The organism is Rothia kristinae, from assembly GCF_016028855.1.
GTDB lineage: Bacteria > Actinomycetota > Actinomycetes > Actinomycetales > Micrococcaceae > Rothia > Rothia kristinae.
Genome location: NZ_CP065738.1, coordinates 2,186,259 through 2,199,690 on the forward strand (window position 1 = coordinate 2,186,259; position 13,432 = coordinate 2,199,690).

The following is a 13,432-nucleotide window of genomic DNA, read 5'->3' on the forward strand; positions in this document are numbered from 1 at the left end:
GTCTCCCCTCGTCCGACGGCCATCATGCCACGCCGACGTCGCCTCCCCCACACCCTGGGAAAAACCTGTAAGGTTCTTCGGGTTCCCATCCATCTCGCACCAACAGGAGATCCCCCGTGTCCGAGAACCCCCACGGCTCCCACCCGAGCCAGGAGCCCACCCCCGAGGGCTACCCCGCCCCCACCCACCAGAGTGGCCAGCAGCAGGCCGGCTACCCGCAGGCCCCCTACGGCGCTCCCCAGGTTGCGCCCCAGAGCAAGGCGCGCAACGTCGTCGGCATCATCGCCATGATCTGCGCGATCCTCGGGACCATCCTGGCCTGCATCCCCGGGATCTTGGCCCTGGGATGGATTCTGCTTCCGGTGGGCTTCATCATGGGCATCGTCGCCGTGTGCCTGAAGGGCAAGGTCAAGTGGCAAGGGATCACCGCGATCATCGTGTCGGTGGTCGGGACGCTGATCGGCTTGCTCGTGTTCTTCCTCGTCATCGCCAACGCCGTCAACGACGCCGTGCAGGATAGTGATACCTCGCCGTCCACTTCAGCGTCCTCCTCCGCCGCGGCGGGTTCCGCCGCCGAGGAGACGGGCAAGTTCGGCCAGACCGTCCAGTGGGATGATGGTCTCAAGGCCACCGTGGGCGAACCGCAGGAGTTCACCCCCTCGGAAAGCGCTTCCGTCCAGGGCGATGGACAGGCTCGGAAGTTCACCATCACCGTGCACAACGGCACCGACAAGGCCATCGATGCCATGGGCATCAGCTCCACGGTCCAGTCGGGTGGAAAGCAGGCTGACTCCGTCTTCGATTCCGCGCAGAACATCGAGATTCCTTCTGGGAAGATCCAGCCCGGCAAGGATCTGACCTTCGACGTCGTCTACCAGGTGGCCGATCCGTCGGACATCAGCTTCGACCTGTCGATCATCGATCCGGACAGCTTGGACACCCATGAGGTGACCTTCGTTTCCTGATCGCCCTCGCGATCCGCCTCGGGCCCCGACATCCCAGCGATGCCGGGGCTCTTTGCGTCCATCCGGATTTTCCCTGCCGCGCAACATGGTCCTTCTTCCGCTCCCACGCGACGAAGACCCCTCCACGCCGTGTTCCGCGGGCTCGCGATGCCACGCCGACGTCGCCTCTCCCATACCGTGGGAGAACCCGGTAATGTCCTGTGCACCCTCATCCCGTCTCGCCCCGCGGGAGATGCCCCGTCTCCGAGACACCCCACGGTCCCCACCCGAGCTGGCAATCCGGTCCCGCGGGCCTACCCCTCCCGGGCGGCCACCCGCAGGTCCCCGACGGGACTCCCCCGTTCCCGCCGGGAAGGACCGGATCCAACGTCGTCGGCATCATCGCGCTGGTCTGCTCGATCCTCGGCACCGAGCTGATCTTCCTCCGTGTCCCCCTGCTGGGGCTGTTCGGCGTGATCCTGCTGCCGATCGCCTACTCCTGGGCATCATCGGCGTGTGTCAGAGACGGAAGGCCAAGTGGCAGGGCGCCACCGCGATCGTCGTGTCGGCGGCCGGCACGGTGGCCGGCTTCATCACGCTCACCCTGCTCATCGCGATCCCGATCTTCGGCCTCCACCTTAGACCTCCGACCCGATGCCATCCGCCGTGTGCACTTCGAGCTCACACGCCATCCGGGCGATGAGGCCGACCGCGCCCGCTCACCCGAGCCCGCCCCGGGCAGCCCGCTCCCACGCGGCGTAGCGTTCCAGCACGGCATCCTCGACGTCTTCGATCCTCGCCTCGGGGATCAGCTGCCGGACCGCTCCCACGGTGCCGGGATCCAGCTCGAGACCCAGGGCCGCATAGACCTCGGTGAGCACGGCGGCCAGCGGCTCCCGCCGGTCCACGACGACGGCGGCGGAGAACCACCAGGCGCCGGCCACCACCCGCTGCGCGGTGCCCACCAGCTTCGTCGGTCCGATGCCACCGGCCGCGCCGTGGACGCTGAACTCCCCGGGACAGTATTCGCCCGGCAGCTCCCCCACCCCGGCGTCGACCCCCAGGTCGGCCAGGGCCCGCGCCCACAGCGCCCCGAACTCGCGGTAGCGGCGCTGGTTGCCGCCGGTGGCATCGGCGTCAGGGCACAGGTGGTCCACGATCAGGCAGTCCCGGTGATAGGCCGCAGCCCGCCCGCCGACCTTGCGCACCCACGGTTCGAAGCCGTGAGCCGCGGCGGACGATGCCGCCCGGGCGAAGCCGGGGTTCAGCTCATCCCGACGCCCGAAGGCCACCACCGGCGCCGGACGGGACAGGCGCAGCACCTCCGGGTGCTCCCCGCGCCCGACGGCGCGCAGCAGCTCCAGGGTCCGCGCGTAGTCCGCGGCACCCGGGGCCGCGGCCTCGACCCGCTCGATGCGCACCGGCGCCTCCTTCTCCCGATTCCCGGCCAGCCTAGTCCAGCGCGGACGCTCGCTGTGGCCCCTATTCCGGTTCGGGGCACCGGGCAGGTGCCCGTCCCGGGCGCGGGGGTATCCTCGAACAGCGCCGCCCCCCTCATTCCCGTCTCGAACCGAGGTCTCCGCCCGTGCCCACCGCCACCCCGTCTTCCGGGCGCGATCAGACCGACCCGTCCGAAGGCGGCGCCGTCCTCAACGCGCTGCGTCACCCCCGGGTGCTGGGACGGGAGGTGACCGCCGGGTTCATGACCTCCCTGGCGCTGATCCCGGAGTCCACGGCCTTCGCGGTGGTGGCCGGGCTGGATCCGCGGATGGGGCTGTACGGCGCCGTCATCGTCGCGGTGGTGACCTCGGTGCTCGGCGGGCGCCCCGGCATGGTCTCGGCCGCGGCCGGCTCGGTCGCGCTGGTCGCCGCTCCCCTGGTCCGCTCCCACGGGGTGCAGGCCTACCTGCTGGCCGTCATCCTCTCCGGGGCGCTGCAGGTGGTGCTCGCGGTGTGCGGGGCGGCGAAGCTGATGCGGCTGATCCCGCCGGCGGTGATGCGCGGGTTCGTGGATGCCCTGGCCATCCTGATCTTCACCTCGCAGCTGCCGGAGCTGATCGGCGTCCCCTGGGCGGTGTACCCGCTGGTGGCCCTCGGGCTGTTCGTGGTCTTCCTGCTCCCCCGCCTGAGCACGGCCGTGCCGGGGCCGCTGGCCGCCGTCGTCGTGGTGACGGCCGCGGCGTGGCTGCTGGGGTGGACGGTGCCGACCGTCGGGGACCGCGGCGCGCTGCCCCACGGCCTGCCCAGCCTCGGGCTGCCGAGCCTGCCCACGGATGCGGGCGCGTGGACGGCGATCGTGCCGATCGCGGCCGCGATGGCCGTGGTCGGGCTGGTGGAGTCCCTGCTGACCGCCCGTCTGGTCGATGACATCACCGGCACGGGCTCGGATAAGACCCGGGAGGCCTGGGCGCTGGGCGCGGCGAACATCGCGGCGGGATGCTTCGGTGCGATGGGCGGGTGCGCGATGATCGGGCAGACCATGATCAACGTCCGGCACGGCCGGGCCCGGACCCGCCTGTCCACGCTGGCCGCGGCCGGCTCGGTGCTGCTGCTCGCCCTGGTGCTCGCGGACCTGCTGGCGGCGATGCCGATGGCGGCGCTGACCGCGGTGATGGTGTTCATCGTCGTGACCACCTTCGACTGGCGCTCGGTGGCCCCGCGGACCCTCAAGCGCTCCCCCTGGCCGGTCACCGTGGTGCTGGTGGCCACCGTCGGACTGACGGTGGCCACCCATGACCTAGCGATCGGCGTCATCGTCGGCACGGTGCTGGCCCGGCTGCTGCCGCGCGGGACCCGCCCGCAGGTCATCTGACCTCAGCGGGCGGGCCTCGACGGAGGGATGAGCGGGCGGCTCAGCCGAGCAGCCGCGCCGCGGCCTCGGAACGCTGCCGCGCGTCATCCTCCTCGGCGCCGGCGGCCACGTGCTCCTGACGCCAGGCCTCCACGAGCCGGCCGCGCAGGGCATCCTTGCCCTGTTCGGCGTGGATCTGCTCGAGGACTTCGCGGGTGTGCCCGATGTTGCCGGACAGGTGCACGTCCAGGGCGGCCAGGGCCTCGTCCCACGCGACGCCGAGCTCGGCGGGACCGTACTGGCCCCACCGCTGGTCATCGGCCACGGTGTGCCGCACGGTCACTGAGGTCCCGGTGACCCCGGTGGTCACGGCGACGGCGACCTTGCCGGTGCGCTCGGCCTCGGTCCACTCCAGCTGCAGGGCGCGGTGGCGGTCGCAGTACTGGATGGTGCCGGTGACGCCGCGGTCCTCGACGGCGAAGCTCCCGCCGGTGCGCAGCTCCCCGGTGACGGTTCCGAACCAGTCGGCCAGGCGCTGCGGCTCGGTGAGGGAGTCCCAGACCTCGGCGATGGGGTTGGTGTAGTGGGTGGCCAGCATGACCACGTGGGTCTTCTCGTTGTCCTTGACGTGGCGGTCCACGCGCTCGAACTGCTCGGTGGGATCGGGAATGCTCATGATCTCCGTCATACAGGACCGCGGGCCCCGGCGCCACTCGTAAAGACCGGAGACGCCGAGGAGCCCGGTCTGCGCCCCCGGGTGGGGGCGGGCCGGGCTCCTCGGCGCCGGAGGATCCGCTCAGCGGATCAGAAGTCCCAGTCCTCGTCCTCGGTGTTCACGGCCTTGCCGATCACGTAGGAGGAGCCCGACCCGGAGAAGAAGTCGTGGTTCTCGTCGGCGTTCGGGGACAGGGCGGAGAGGATCGCCGGGGAGACGTCGGTGACCGATGCCGGGAACATCGCCTCGTAGCCCAGGTTCATCAGGGCCTTGTTGGCGTTGTAGTGCAGGAACTTCTTCACGTCCTCGGACAGCCCGACGCCGTCGTAGAGGCTGTGGGTGTAGGCCACCTCGTTCTCGTACAGCTCGAACAGCAGCTCGAAGGTGTAGTCCTTGATCTCCTGCTGGCGCTCCGGGGACTCCTTCTCCAGGCCCCGCTGGAACTTGTACCCGATGTAGTAGCCGTGCACGGCCTCGTCGCGGATGATCAGGCGGATCAGGTCCGCGGTGTTGGTCAGCTTCGCGTGGGAGGACCAGTACATCGGCAGGTAGAACCCGGAGTAGAACAGGAAGGACTCCAGCAGGGTGGAGGCCACCTTCTTCTTCAGCGGGTCCTCGCCCTGGTAGTAGTCCATGACGATGTTGGCCTTCTTCTGCAGGTGCGGGTTCTCCCGGGACCAGCGGAACACCTCGTCGATCTCCTTCGTGGAGGCCAGGGTGGAGAAGATCGAGGAGTAGGACTTCGCGTGCACGGACTCCATGAACGCGATGTTCGTGTACACGGCCTCCTCGTGCGGGGTGAGCGCATCCGGCAGGAGGGAGACGGCCCCGACGGTGCCCTGGATGGTGTCCAGCAGCGTCAGGCCCGTGAAGACCCGCATGGTCAGCTGCTTCTCCTCCTCGTTCAGGGTGTTCCAGGACTGGACGTCGTTGGACAGCGGGACCTTCTCCGGCAGCCAGAAGTTCCCGACCAGCCGGTCCCAGACCTCCTGGTCCTTCTCATCCTGGAGGCGGTTCCAGTTGATCGCCTCGACCTGGTGGACCAGTTCGACCTTCTCGCTCATCATGGCGTTCTCGGTGCTCCTTGTGCGTGGTGGCGGATTCGACGACGGCGGCGGGCGGGGCCGCTCACAGCATGCAGGACACGCAGCCCTCGACCTCGGTGCCCTCCAGGGCCAGCTGGCGCAGCCGCGAGTAGTAGATCGTCTTGATCCCCTTGCGCCACGCGTAGATCTGGGCCTTGTTGATGTCCCGGGTGTTCGCGGTGTCCCGGAAGAACAGGGTCAGGGACAGGCCCTGGTCCACGTGCTGGGTGGCCGCGGCGTAGGTGTCGATGACCTTCTCGTACCCGATCTCGTAGGCGTCCTGGTAGTACTCCAGGTTGTCGTTGGTCAGGTACGGGGCGGGGTAGTAGACCCGGCCCAGCTTGCCCTCCTTGCGGATCTCGATCTTCGAGGCGATCGGGTGGATCGAGGAGGTGGAGCCGTTGATGTAGGAGATGGACCCGGTCGGCGGCACGGCCTGCAGGTTCTGGTTGTACATCCCATGGGCCTGCACCTGCTCGCGCAGCCGCTCCCAATCCTGCTGGGTGGGGATGTGCACGCCGTCGAACATCTCGCGCACCTTCTGCGTGGCCGGGGCCCACTCCCGCTGGATGTACTTGTCGAAGAACTCCCCGGAGGCGTACGCGGAGTCCTCGAAGCCCACGAAGGACTCCCCCCGCTCCTTGGCGATCAGGTTGGAGGCGCGGATCGCGTGGTAGAGCACCGTGTAGAAGTAGATGTTCGTGAAGTCGATGCCCTCCTCGGACCCGTAGTACACCTCCTCGCGGGCCAGGTAGCCGTGCAGGTTCATCTGCCCCAGCCCGATGGCGTGGCTCATCCGGTTGCCCCGCTCGATCGAGGGCACGGAGTCGATGTCGGACATGTCCGACACGGCGGTGAGCCCGCGGATCGCGGTCTCGATGGTCTTGCCGAAGTCCGGGGAGTCCATGGTGTGGGCGATGTTCAGGGAGCCCAGGTTGCAGGAGATGTCCTTGCCCACCTCGGCGTAGCCGAGGTCCGCGTCGTAGGCGGAGGGCTCGGAGACCTGCAGGATCTCGGAGCACAGGTTGGACATGATGACCTTGCCCTGGATGGGGTTGGCCCGGTTCACCGTGTCCTCGAACATCACGTACGGGTAGCCGGACTCGAACTGGATCTCCGCCAGGGTCTGGAAGAACTCGCGGGCGTTGATCTTCTTCTTCTGGATCCGGGAGTCATCGACCATCTCGTAGTACTTCTCCGTGACGGAGATGTCCGAGAACGGCATCCCGTAGACGCGCTCGACGTCGTACGGGGAGAACAGGTACATGTCCTCGTTGCGCTTGGCCAGCTGGAAGGTGATGTCCGGGATGACCACGCCCAGGGAGAGGGTCTTGATGCGGATCTTCTCGTCCGCGTTCTCCCGCTTGGTGTCCAGGAACTTGTAGATGTCCGGGTGGTGGGCGTGCAGGTACACCGCCCCGGCGCCCTGGCGGGCCCCGAGCTGGTTGGCGTAGGAGAAGGAGTCCTCCAGCAGCTTCATCACGGGGATGACCCCGGAGGACTGGTTCTGGATCTTCTTGATCGGGGCGCCGGACTCGCGCAGGTTGGTCAGGGCGAAGGCCACCCCGCCGCCGCGCTTGGACAGCTGCAGGGCGGAGTTGATGGAGCGCCCGATGGACTCCATGTTGTCCTCCACGCGCAGCAGGAAGCAGGAGACCAGCTCACCGCGCTGCTTCTTCCCGGCGTTGAGGAACGTGGGGGTGGCCGGCTGGAAGCGCCCGGAGATGATCTCCTCCACCAGCTCGGTGGCCAGCTGCTCGTCGCCGCGGGCCAGGGTCAGGGCGACCATGACCACCCGGTCCTCGAAGCGCTCCAGGTACCGCTGCCCGTCGAAGGTCTTCAGCGTGTAGGAGGTGTAGAACTTGAACGCGCCGAGGAAGGTCGGGAAGCGGAACTTCTTGGAGTAGGCCAGCTTGGACAGGCCCTTGATGAACTCGAAGCTGTACTGCTCCAGGACCTCCGGCTCGTAGTACTGGTTCTCCACCAGGTACTCCAGCTTCTCCTCCAGGTCGTGGAAGAACACGGTGTTGGTGTTCACGTGCTGGAGGAAGTACTGGCGGGCGGCCTGCCGGTCGGCGTCGAACTGGATCATGCCGTTCGCGTCGTAGAGGTTCAGCATAGCGTTGAGCTCGTGGTAGCCCAGGCCCTTGTACTTCTCGGGGATGGTCTTGTCGGCGGCGGGGGCCTCGTCGGTCATGCCGGCAGCGGCGGGCAGTTTCGTGTCCAAAACGCGGTGAGTCCTTCGTGTACGCGGGTCACGTCCTCGGACGTGCCCATGAGTTCGAATTTGTAGAGTACGGGGACCTGGCACTTGGCGGCGATCTTGTCCGCGGCGATGCCGAAGTCCTCCCCGAAGTTGGTGTTGCCCGCGCCCATCACGCCGAGCATCAGCTCGCGGTTGCGGGGCTCGCGCAGGAACTTCATGACCTGCGGCGGGATGGTCTCCCCGGAGCGGGGACGCCCGTAGGTGGGCACGCACAGGACGAACGGCCGGTCCATGATCGGGGTGTCCTCCCCCGTGCGCAGCGGGATGCGCACGGTGGGGAAGCCCAGCTTCGCCACGAACTTGGCGGTGTTGCCGGAGATCGAGGAGAAGTAGACGACGAGGGGGTCCTGCGGTGCCGCGGCCCGGGGGTGCGGCGGGGTGTTCGGATCGATGGTGTGCGATGAGTCCGCGGCGGTGGACACTTCGACCTCATTCCTCACAGGGGTGGTACGGTGGACGACGTCGGGCGGGCGCGTCCCGGGGGTGCGTGCGCGGCACGCGGGCGGCTCGTGGAGGAAGGCGACCGGCCCGGTGCCCGCGCGTGCAGGCGGGGGCTTCAGGAGACGAGCGTGGTCTCCAGGGCGGCGATCTTGTCCGGGCGGAAGCCGGACCAGTGGTCGTCCTCGGTGATCACGACGGGGGCCTGCAGGTAGCCCAGCTCCTTGATCCGCTCGAGGGCGGCGGCGTCCTCGGTGACGTCGACGACGTCGTAGGAGATGCCCCGCTTGTCCAGGGCGCGGTAGGTCGCGTTGCACTGCACGCAGGCGGGCTTGGTGTAGACGGTCACAGACATGGTGCTCCTCCGAAGGCTGCTGGGATGGATCCGCTGGGGACGGGTGCGCGCGGGCCTGACGCGGCGGGTCGCGCTCGTGGGCGGCGGATCGGCTCCAATACTACATCTAGTGGCGACCCCCGCAAGGGCCCCCCAGATAGTGTGCCGAACGCCCCTCCGCGGCGTTATCCCCAGGTCCGGCCGCGGCTTTCCGCGGGGCGGTCCCGGTTGTCCACAGCACCACCCTCGGCACCGCGCCGTCCGGAGGGCCGACATGGAACTTCTCACAGCCGGATCTGCCCCTCTCGACCCCGTCGCGGGGGTAGGAGGCACCCGGAGCGGGCGGTCTCAGAGCAGACCGGCCGAGCCCAGCTTGTCCGACAGGCTCGCCCCGTCGTTGGCCTCCATCCACAGGGACCCGGCGGCGATCTGCTTGGCCCGGTCATCGCTCCACACCCGCCCGGAGGCCAGCACGGACTCCCCCACCGTGAGGTTGCGGATCAGGATGGCGGCCACCCGGTCCGGGTAGCGCAGCGCGAAGCCGTTGTACACGTCCGGGTCCCGCTGCCCGTCGTCGCCGATGAGGATCCAGCGCACGTCCGGGAACTCCTCGGCCAGCCGACGCAGGGAGCCGACCTTGTGCCCGGCCCCGGAGCGGAACCATCGGCTGCGCGTGGGCCCCCATTCCGTGAGCAGCAGGGTGCCCTCCGGATAGGCGTTGCGGGAGAGGAACCGGCGCAGCGCCGGGGCCACGTTCCACGCCCCGGTGGACAGGTACATGATCGGCGCCTCGGGGTGGGCCCGGTGGATCCGCTCCAGCAGCACGGGCATCCCCGGGGTGGGCATGCGCGCGTGCTCGCTGAGCACGAAGGAGTTCCACGCCGCCAGCAGCGGCCGCGGCAGGGCGGTGACCATCACGGTGTCATCCACATCGCAGACGACGCCGATCCGCTGCCCGTCCGGGACCACGTACACCGTGGTCTCGGTGGGCTCGGCACCGGACATGGCCAGGGTGACCCGATGCTGTCCCGGGGTCAGGGCGATGGGCAGGCGCACGTCCAGCACCCCGCCCTCGTCGGCCCGCACGGGGAACTCCCGACCCTCGATGCGCACCGTGATCGGCGCCTCGGAGATGGGCACGGAGGTGAAGGAGCGCCAGCCGCGGGCCGCGCTGGTGCGGCGGGGGTTGCCGGTGAGCATCTCCGTGAGCTCGGTGAACAGCTGGGTCTTGTACAGCGCCCGGCACAGCACCCGCACCCAGGAGGTCGTGCCGTAGCCGACGAAGGGCACGATGACGGGCTCGTTGCCGGCCCGGCGGGCGGCCGTCTCCCGGTGCTCGTGCACCCGGTCCATGATGCGGTAGCCGAGGTTCAGGGCCTCGGCGCCGACGACGGAGGTCGAGGAGCCGCGGACGCGGCGGCGGGGCAGGCGCATGGGTTCCATGCTGGCACAGCCGCGCCGGTCGGGCCGGGCGGTTCACCTGCGGGCAACACGCCCCGGGCATCATGGGCCCATGACCCAGCAGGCCTGCGCCCCCTCCCTCCGCGTCCCCGATCCCGCCGTGCGCCGCGCGTGGCTGTTCGTCCTCCTCCTGCTGGCCGGCACGTGGCTGTGGTGGGCCTGCGCGGCCGGGACGGAGGGGCGGCTGTGGCTGCTGGGCGGGACGGCCTTCCTGCTGGGCATGCGCCACGGGCTGGATGCGGACCACATCGCCGCGATCGACAACGTGACCCGTCGTCTCATGGGGGCCGACGACGCCCGCGGCCGCCGGGGTGGGGCAGGAACCACCGGGCTGTGGTTCTCCCTGGGGCACTCCACGGTGGTGCTGGCCGCGGTGGTGCTGCTGCTGGCCGGCTCGCGGACGCTGCGGGAGCAGCTCGGGGACGAGGACTCGGCCCTGGGTCGGTTCACGGGCGTGTGGGGCCCGAGCGTGTCCGCGGTGTTCCTGGTGGGAATCGCGGTGTGGAACGTGGTCCTGCTGCTGCGCCGCGAGCGCGGCCAGCGCCCCGGTGCGGCTCGGGGTCCAGCCGGGGCGATCTTCGGTTCCCTGCTGTCCGGCATCGGCTCGGCCCGCGGTATGTATCCGGTGGGTCTGCTGTTCGGGCTGGGCTTCGATACGGCGGCCTCGGTGGGGCTGATGGTGATCTCCGCCCAGGCCATCGAGGGTGCGTCCTGGTCGGCCGCTCTGGGGCTGCCGCTGCTGTTCACCGCGGGCATGGCCTGCTGCGACCTGGCCGATTCCACCATCGTGCGGCGGGTCTACGGGTGGGCCCTGGAGGCCCCGGCGCGGCGGCGGGCCTACGATGCGTCGGTCACGCTGATCTCCGCGGTGGCTGCGCTGCTGGTCGCGGCGGTGACCGCGGCGGAGCTGGCCGCGGACGCGGATCTGCCGGTGCCGCGTCTGCTGGCCGGGCTCAACGTGGAGTATGTGGGCGTGTGGCTGCTGGTGCTCAGCGTGCTGGGCTGCGCGGTGTATCTGCCGCGCCTGGTCCGGAGCCTGTCCGTCCTCAGGTCCCGTCAGGTCACCGGGGGTCGGGGCGTCCGGTGACCTCCGGGCGGTCACCGGGCTCGGGGCGGTCCATCGCCGCCAGCCACCGGTGCAGCACCGGCTCCAGGGCTGCGCGGCCGCGGTGGGCGTGCTCGCCCATCCACCGCCACAGGATCCCGGGCCCGGCCAGGTGTAGCAGCTCCTCCCCCGTGCCCTCCGGGTCCGGGACGAAGCCCAGGGCCATGGCCTGCACGAGGGTGCGGTGTCCGGCCAGCACGGCCGGGTCCCGCCACAGGCTCGTCTCGGTGCCGGGCACGGTCCCGGTGAGCAGGTCCTCCACCAGCAGCGGGGCGCCGTCGTGGGTGATCCGGGTCGTGGTGCGCACCGGGGAGCCGGTCTCCCCGGAGCGCCCGAGCACCAGGGTCTCGGCCAGCACGGCCCGGGCGCCGTCGGCCAGCTCCAGCCGGGTGGCCCGGGTCAGGGCCGAGCCCTGGGCGGCCACGCAGGGGGCGGCGTCGTAGCGCAGCCGTGCCCCGGGGCCCAGGCTGCCGGTCAGCTCCCAGCGGCTGGCTCGCCCGCCGGCGTCGTAGGCGACCAGCCCGGCCGGTTCGATCAGCTCTGCGCTCACTCCGGGTCCCAGGCGCACGCGCAGGGCCAGCCGGTCTCCGCCGAGCAGGCTCATCTGCCGCCCGAGCAGCGCGATGCGCACCCGCGGTCCGTCCCGGTGCACGGGGCGGGCGCTGACCAGGTCCCCGGGCTGCAGCCGGGTCACCCGGGCCCGGCCCTGCTCATCCGCGTCGATCTCGATGACGGTGGGGCGGCTGGCGCTCACGCCTCGGCCGGGCCCGCGCCCGTCTCCCCGTGGGAGTGGGTGTGCGGGTGCTCGTGGACGTGGGGCTCGTCCGCGCCGTCGTGGGTGTGCAGGTATCCGCCGTCCTCGTCGGCGTGGAAGTGCGGGGCCATGGGGCCGGGATCCACGGGGGTGTGCACCCCGGCGAGGTGGTTGCCCCGGACCTGCAGGATCCAGTCGCACAGGGCCTGCACGGTCTCGGGGCGGTTCTTGGACACGGGCAGCACAGGCGCGCCCTCGCGGGCCGCGGCGGCGTCGCCCACCATCTGCTCGACGTCCACCTCGACGTAGGCGGCGATGTCGGTCTTGTTGATCACCAGCAGGTCCGCCCGTCCGATGCCGGGGCCGCCCTTGCGGGCGACGTCTCCCCCACCGGCCACGTCCAGGACGAAGATCTGGGCATCGATCAGCGCCGGGGAGAAGGTCGCGGTGAGGTTGTCCCCGCCGGATTCGACCAGGACCAGGTCCAGGGGCGCGAAGTCCTCCTCCAGCTCCTCCACGGCCATCAGGTTGGTGGTGACGTCGTCGCGGATCGCGGTGTGCGGGCAGGCCCCGGTCTCCACGGCGCGGATGCGCTGGGGGTCGAGGACTCCGGCGGAGCGCAGGAAGCGGGCGTCCTCGTCGGTGTAGATGTCGTTGGTGATGACGCCGATGCTCAGCTGTCCGCTCAGCCGGGCGCAGATGGAGGCGATCAGCGAGGATTTGCCGGTGCCCACAGGCCCGGCCACCCCCAGTCGCAGGGTGGGGCGGGCGGGGCTGCCGGTGGCGGCGGGGTTCTCGGTGGTCGTCTCGGGGGTGGTCGTCTGCTCAGGCACGGAACAGCCTCCTGTCTCGTCGGTCGTGGGTCTGGGCCCAGTGGTCGATCATCGGCGCGGCCAGGGCCGGGATGTCCTCCGGGGCCCGGACCGCCAGGGCGGTGCGCACCACGTGGGTCACCGTGGGCGCCAGCCGCAGGATCCAGGCCGGGGGCACGGCCGGGTCCATCGGCTCCAGCTTCAGGGCGGCCGCGGCCACCGTCTGCGCGTCTTCGTAGCACAGGGCCGTGACCAGCGCGGTCTCCTCCAGGCCCCAGGCCGCCGCGATCAGCCCCAGGGCCACGCCCCGATGCGGTCGGGGCCCGCAGACCTGCGGGTCCAGGGCCTCGGGGGCGACGGCGTGCGGCAGGGTGCGGGCCAGGCGCAGCAGGGCCCTCCCCAGGAAGGCCGCGGTGCGCCGCTGCGCGGGTGCGGGCGTGCGGGCGGCAAGCTCCGCCTCCACCGCACGCACGGTGCCCCGATCCGGGCTGCGGGCCACGAGCACGGCCGCGGCGGCCTCCGCGGCGACGACGCTGAGCAGCCGGGTCCGCAGGTACCCGGGGATCTGCTCCGGGCGCAGCTGCCCGGCCAGCAGGGCCGGTTCCAGGGATCCCGAGAACGCGTGTGCCCCGGTGGGCAGGCGCGCGTCGGCCAGCAGCAGACGCAGCAGCTCGGCGGTGGCCCGCGGGTCCGCGGCGGCCTCGACCTCGGTGTGCACGGGAGCCTC

Annotated in this window: 13 protein-coding genes; 3 read left to right on the plus strand and 10 right to left on the minus strand. The window is 70.6% G+C overall.

Annotation, left to right across the window (positions count from 1 at the left end; genetic code table 11):
- Positions 1-116 precede the first annotated feature (116 nt).
- Complete coding sequence (locus I6G21_RS09600; protein ID WP_100462943.1) at positions 117-965, plus strand: tripartite tricarboxylate transporter TctB family protein; 849 nt, start codon at positions 117-119, stop codon at positions 963-965.
- A 698-nt stretch (positions 966-1,663) separates the two neighbouring features.
- On the opposite strand, the gene I6G21_RS09605 is transcribed toward I6G21_RS09600, so the two are convergent.
- Positions 1,664-2,365, minus strand: coding sequence for a lipoate--protein ligase family protein (locus I6G21_RS09605; protein WP_129357479.1), 702 nt, complete (start codon positions 2,363-2,365; stop codon positions 1,664-1,666).
- A 164-nt stretch (positions 2,366-2,529) separates the two neighbouring features.
- On the opposite strand from I6G21_RS09605, the gene I6G21_RS09610 reads away from it, so the two are divergent.
- Positions 2,530-3,756, plus strand: coding sequence for a SulP family inorganic anion transporter (locus I6G21_RS09610; protein WP_232238444.1), 1,227 nt, complete (start codon positions 2,530-2,532; stop codon positions 3,754-3,756).
- Positions 3,757-3,796: 40 nt separating this feature from the next.
- On the opposite strand, the gene I6G21_RS09615 is transcribed toward I6G21_RS09610, so the two are convergent.
- The 6 genes from I6G21_RS09615 to I6G21_RS09640 form a co-directional block, all read right to left on the minus strand.
- Positions 3,797-4,411 carry an SRPBCC domain-containing protein gene (locus I6G21_RS09615; RefSeq protein WP_165869961.1) on the minus strand — a complete coding sequence of 205 codons (615 nt, stop codon included), beginning with the start codon at positions 4,409-4,411 and terminating at the stop codon, positions 3,797-3,799.
- Between the two features lie 128 nt (positions 4,412-4,539).
- Positions 4,540-5,514, minus strand: a complete 975-nt coding sequence (gene nrdF, locus I6G21_RS09620; protein ID WP_058730954.1) for a class 1b ribonucleoside-diphosphate reductase subunit beta — start codon at positions 5,512-5,514, stop codon at positions 4,540-4,542.
- Positions 5,515-5,578: 64 nt separating this feature from the next.
- Positions 5,579-7,732 carry a class 1b ribonucleoside-diphosphate reductase subunit alpha gene (gene nrdE, locus I6G21_RS09625; RefSeq protein ID WP_058730955.1) on the minus strand — a complete coding sequence of 718 codons (2,154 nt, stop codon included), beginning with the start codon at positions 7,730-7,732 and terminating at the stop codon, positions 5,579-5,581.
- Entirely contained in the window at positions 7,729-8,223 is a 495-nt protein-coding gene (gene nrdI / locus I6G21_RS09630) for a class Ib ribonucleoside-diphosphate reductase assembly flavoprotein NrdI (RefSeq protein WP_375542936.1), read from the minus strand. The genes nrdE and nrdI overlap by 4 nt, the downstream gene beginning before the upstream one ends.
- Before the next feature lie 134 nt (positions 8,224-8,357).
- Complete coding sequence (gene nrdH, locus I6G21_RS09635) at positions 8,358-8,594, minus strand: glutaredoxin-like protein NrdH (RefSeq protein ID WP_100462948.1); 237 nt, start codon at positions 8,592-8,594, stop codon at positions 8,358-8,360.
- Between the two features lie 327 nt (positions 8,595-8,921).
- Positions 8,922-10,007, minus strand: a complete 1,086-nt coding sequence (locus I6G21_RS09640; protein ID WP_075515298.1) for an App1 family protein — start codon at positions 10,005-10,007, stop codon at positions 8,922-8,924.
- Between the two features lie 79 nt (positions 10,008-10,086).
- Between I6G21_RS09640 and I6G21_RS09645 the strand changes: the two genes are divergently transcribed.
- The gene (locus I6G21_RS09645; RefSeq protein WP_165869960.1) at positions 10,087-11,121 is read left to right on the plus strand and encodes a HoxN/HupN/NixA family nickel/cobalt transporter; all 1,035 of its coding nucleotides are present in this window, start codon (positions 10,087-10,089) and stop codon (positions 11,119-11,121) included.
- Here the strand turns inward: I6G21_RS09645 and I6G21_RS09650 are convergent.
- Genes I6G21_RS09650 through I6G21_RS09660 form a run of 3 tightly spaced genes read right to left on the minus strand, consistent with a single transcriptional unit; the run spans position 11,096 to position 13,423 of the window.
- Entirely contained in the window at positions 11,096-11,893 is a 798-nt protein-coding gene (locus I6G21_RS09650) for an urease accessory protein UreD (protein ID WP_100462951.1), read from the minus strand. The two genes, I6G21_RS09645 and I6G21_RS09650, sit on opposite strands and share 26 nt — an antisense overlap.
- Complete coding sequence (gene ureG, locus I6G21_RS09655; protein WP_100462953.1) at positions 11,890-12,726, minus strand: urease accessory protein UreG; 837 nt, start codon at positions 12,724-12,726, stop codon at positions 11,890-11,892. The genes I6G21_RS09650 and ureG overlap by 4 nt, the downstream gene beginning before the upstream one ends.
- Positions 12,719-13,423, minus strand: a complete 705-nt coding sequence (locus I6G21_RS09660; RefSeq protein ID WP_197939446.1) for an urease accessory protein UreF — start codon at positions 13,421-13,423, stop codon at positions 12,719-12,721. The genes ureG and I6G21_RS09660 overlap by 8 nt, the downstream gene beginning before the upstream one ends.
- Positions 13,424-13,432 lie beyond the last annotated feature (9 nt).

Excerpts from the sequence above, each read along its gene's own strand:
- I6G21_RS09615 (WP_165869961.1), bottom strand. The coding sequence starts at position 4,411 with ATGAGCATTCCCGATCCCACCGAGCAGTTCGAGCGCGTGGACCGCCAC.
- nrdF (WP_058730954.1), bottom strand. The coding sequence starts at position 5,514 with ATGAGCGAGAAGGTCGAACTGGTCCACCAGGTCGAGGCGATCAACTGG.
- nrdE (WP_058730955.1), bottom strand. The coding sequence starts at position 7,732 with ATGACCGACGAGGCCCCCGCCGCCGACAAGACCATCCCCGAGAAGTAC.
- nrdH (WP_100462948.1), bottom strand. The coding sequence starts at position 8,594 with ATGTCTGTGACCGTCTACACCAAGCCCGCCTGCGTGCAGTGCAACGCG.
- I6G21_RS09640 (WP_075515298.1), bottom strand. The coding sequence starts at position 10,007 with ATGCGCCTGCCCCGCCGCCGCGTCCGCGGCTCCTCGACCTCCGTCGTC.
- I6G21_RS09645 (WP_165869960.1), top strand. The coding sequence starts at position 10,087 with ATGACCCAGCAGGCCTGCGCCCCCTCCCTCCGCGTCCCCGATCCCGCC.